Annotated in this window: 3 protein-coding genes; all 3 read right to left on the bottom strand. The window is 63.7% G+C overall.

Going from position 1 to position 3,539, the window contains the following annotated elements:
* Positions 1-258: 258 nt before the first annotated feature.
* From H5T65_13980 to H5T65_13970, 3 genes are read right to left on the bottom strand one after another with little or no spacing between them, the layout of a single operon-like run.
* Positions 259-1,401 carry an acyl-CoA dehydrogenase gene (locus tag H5T65_13980; GenBank protein ID MBC7260336.1) on the bottom strand — a complete coding sequence of 381 codons (1,143 nt, stop codon included), beginning with the start codon at positions 1,399-1,401 and terminating at the stop codon, positions 259-261.
* Positions 1,402-1,446: 45 nt separating this feature from the next.
* The gene (locus H5T65_13975) at positions 1,447-1,890 is read right to left on the bottom strand and encodes a Zn-ribbon domain-containing OB-fold protein (protein ID MBC7260335.1); all 444 of its coding nucleotides are present in this window, start codon (positions 1,888-1,890) and stop codon (positions 1,447-1,449) included.
* A gap of 12 nt (positions 1,891-1,902) precedes the next feature.
* Positions 1,903-3,186, bottom strand: a complete 1,284-nt coding sequence (locus H5T65_13970) for a thiolase domain-containing protein (GenBank protein MBC7260334.1) — start codon at positions 3,184-3,186, stop codon at positions 1,903-1,905.
* Between the last annotated feature and the right edge of the window lie 353 nt (positions 3,187-3,539).

Below are 3,539 nucleotides of genomic sequence, written 5' to 3'. Positions count from 1 at the left end.
GGGGCTTGGTTCGTTCAGCGCGGGGGTTTAGCCCCGCGCGGCATTCCCGCGTGTGTGTCGTTCACCCAGGCCCGCCGGACGCTGAAGCATCGGGCTGAGGGGGCGAAGCCCTGCGGGCTGGGGGTAGCCCCGGAGGGGCTTGGTTCGTTCAGCGCGGGGGTTTAGCCCCGCGCGGCCGTGCAGCGCCCCTCGGGCTATACGGGCGCGCAACCCAGGCCCCTGACGGCTCAAGTCGCCAGGGGCCTGGGTCCGGAGGGCTCAAATCCCCAGCACCTGACGCGCGATGACCAGGCGCTGAATCTCGCTGGTTCCCTCGCCGATGGTGCACAGGCGCTGGTCGCGGTAAATGCGCTCCACGTCGTAGTCCTTGGTGTACCCGTACCCGCCGTGAATCTGCAGGGACTTGAACGCGGCGCGTTCGGCCACCTCCGAGGCGTACAGTTTCGCCATGGCGGCCTCTTTGGTGAAGCGCACGCCCTTGTCCTTCAGCCATGCGGCGCGGTACACCAGGAGCCGGGCCGCGTCAATCTCCGTGGCCATGTCGGCGATCATCCACTGAATGGCCTGGAAGTTGGCGATGGGCTGGCCGAACTGCACGCGCTGTTTGGAGTACGCCACAGCGTTCTCAAAAGCGGCCTGGGCCAGGCCCAGCGCCATGGCGCCGATGGAGATGCGCCCGCCGTCCAGCGTGATGAGGAACTGCTTCAGCCCCTCGCCGGGCTTGCCCAGGATGTTCTCCTTGGGCACGCGGCAGTCCTCAAAGAAGAGTTGCGAGGTTACGGAACCCCGCAGGCCCATCTTCTCTTCGTTGCGGCCTGCGCGGAAGCCGGGCGAGGTCTTCTCCACGATGAGGTTGGAGATGCCGCGGCTGCCGGCGGCGGGGTCCGTCCGCGCGGCGACGATGATGACGTCGGCGATGGACCCCGACGTGATGAACACCTTCTGGCCGTTGATGACCCATTCGTCGCCCTTGAGGACGGCGGTGGTCTGGATGGCCGAGGCATCGGAACCTGCGTTGGGTTCGGTCAGCCCGAAGGCGCCGAGTTTCTCGCCGCTGGCGAGGGGTGTGAGGTACTTCTTCTTTTGCTCCTCGGTGCCGAAGTACACGAAGGGCATGCAGGCCAGCGAGGTGTGGGCGGCCAGGGTGATGCCGGTGGAGCCGCAAACGCGGGAAATCTCCTCCACTGCGATGGCGTAACTCACGTAGTCGGAGCCTGCGCCGCCGTACTCCTCGGGCACCGGCAGGCCCATCATCCCCATGGCGGCCATCTTGCGGATGGTGGCCCACGGGAATTGTTCCGTGGCGTCGGTCTCGCGGGCGATGGGCCGGATCTCCTTCTCGGCGAAGTCGCGCACCGCCTTCTGGAACATCTTCTGTTCTTCGTTCAGTTCAAAGTCCACGAGCGCCTCCTCGTCAGAGCGGAAGCCGAAATGCCGTGCATGCGCCTAAATCGGCTCAAACCAGACGTCGTTCGGCGTCCAATCTACCAGTCGGCGGAAACGCGCCCGCACCGGCATACCGATATAGACTTCTTCGGGCTTGCAGCCCTTGATGCGGGTGAGAAAGACGGTGTCTATCCCCGGAAGTTCCACGTAGGCCAGGACGAACGGCACTTCGTGCAGGAACGCTTCGGCAGAGAAATGGAGCACCGAGAAGGTGTGCACCTTGCCCTCTTGGGGGGCTTCAAACCATTCGGTTTTCGCGCCGCACTTCCCGCAGTCTCGGCGCGGCGGGAGCCAGGTTGCGCCGCATTTGGGGCACCGAGTTGCCAGGAGTTTCTTCTCCTTCAGGCCGAGGAAGAAATCGCTAACCTCGCCGTAGGAGTGGATGTAGTCAATCTCGTAGTGCCGCCCCACCTGAAGCGGCTTTACGCCATATACGTGTGTCATGGTCTTCCTCCTCTACGGCCGCTCAAAGATGTTCACGGTGATATAGGTGCCGGTGCCGGCGTGGCTGTGGCAGAGGCCGCGCTTGGCCCCCTTCACCTGGATGCGCCAGCCCTCGCTGCCCAGGCCCCTGTCGCTGCAGTGCTTGTCCATGGCCTCCTGCAGTTGCCAGAGGGTGAACACGCCCTGCATGATGCCCGTCGCTCCGACGGGGTGTCCGCAGGCAATGAGCCCGCCCGACGGATTGACGGGCAGTTGGCCTCCCACGTAGGGGCCGCCTTCATCTACCCACTTGCCACCCTCGCCGTACAGGCAGAACCCCAGGTCTTCGTAGGTCTGGAGTTCGCTGGAGGCGTAGGCATCGTGGACCTCGGCGAAGTCAATCTCGTGCAGCGGGTCCTTGATGCCGGCCATCTTGTAGGCCTGGCGGGCGGCCTCGCGCGCGCCACGGAACGAGTGCACGCCTGGCCAGCGCCCCTTCAGGTAGTCGTACTTCTTCGGATCCTCGCCCGGCAGGGGAATCACGTCCCCGCGCGGCCGGTCGCCGAGGCGCATGGTGTCTGTCCCGCATCCCACGCCTGTGATCACGGCGTAGTCGCCTTTGGGGCGGAGTTTCTTCGCCCACTCCTCGGTGCAGAGGATCAGGCACGCAGCGCCGTCGCTCATGACGCAGACCATGGGGCGCGTGAGCGGCGTGGAGATTATGGGCGCGTTGAGCACCTCTTCAATCGTCCAGCGCTGGTGCTTCTGCGCCCAGCGGTTGTGAAACGCGTTGTCGTAGTTCTTGACGGCGATCTTGGCCAGTTGTTCGGGCGTGGTGCCGAACTCGTGCATGTGGCGCATCGCCATCGTGGCGTAGTAGCCCGAGTAGAAACCGCCAACGGGATAGTCAAAGTCGGTGTCCGATGCCAGGGCGATGAACTCGTTGCCCTTGGCGGTGTTCACTTCCGACATCTTCTCAAATCCGTAGACCAGGCACACGTCGGACAGGCCAGAGGCCACGTCCATGTAGCCTGCACGGATGCCCAGGCCGCCGGTGGCTCCGCCGCCCTCTATGCGCATGCTGGGCCTTGGGCACATGGCGAGATAGTCCTGGGTCAGCGAGTCAAAGAGGAGTTGCGCGTTGAAGTGGTCGGAGAAGTAGGTGCAGATGGTGCTCTGGATATCCTTGAGGTCTAGTCGGCCATCCAGGTCGTTCATCGCGTAGTCAAAGGCGTCCTTGACCATGGCCTCCTGGGTGTTGAGGTTGGCTTTGGCGAACTTGGTGATTCCCCCTGAGACGACACAAACTTTCCGCATGGTTGCCTCCTTTGTGAATGAACTAGAGCGCAGGTTCCCTACGGAATTCGTGTGGGCGAGTCCTCACCTCCTTGACATAAAATTCGCTTGCAGCCCGAGTTGCAGCGCGGGCGGCGAGTCCAGCGCGCTTCGGGCGCGACCAGGGACAGAGTACGTGCGTGCATTGGGGCTGCGATGCGTGCTGTAGGGGTATCCCCATTGATCGTTTACAGGAACCCCATCGCTCCTGGCGGATACCTGGAGGCCGTCTCGGCGATGTTGCGTCGCGCGAGACGTTGCGCCTCCGTGAATCATTATAGCATAGGATGCGTGCCTGTCAAGGGGTTTGGGCGCTTGCTTCTGCGAAGTCGTCG

It is taken from the genome of Chloroflexota bacterium (assembly GCA_014360805.1).
Lineage (GTDB): Bacteria > Chloroflexota > Anaerolineae > DTLA01 > DTLA01 > DTLA01.
This window is presented reverse-complemented; position numbering and strand designations above follow the sequence as displayed.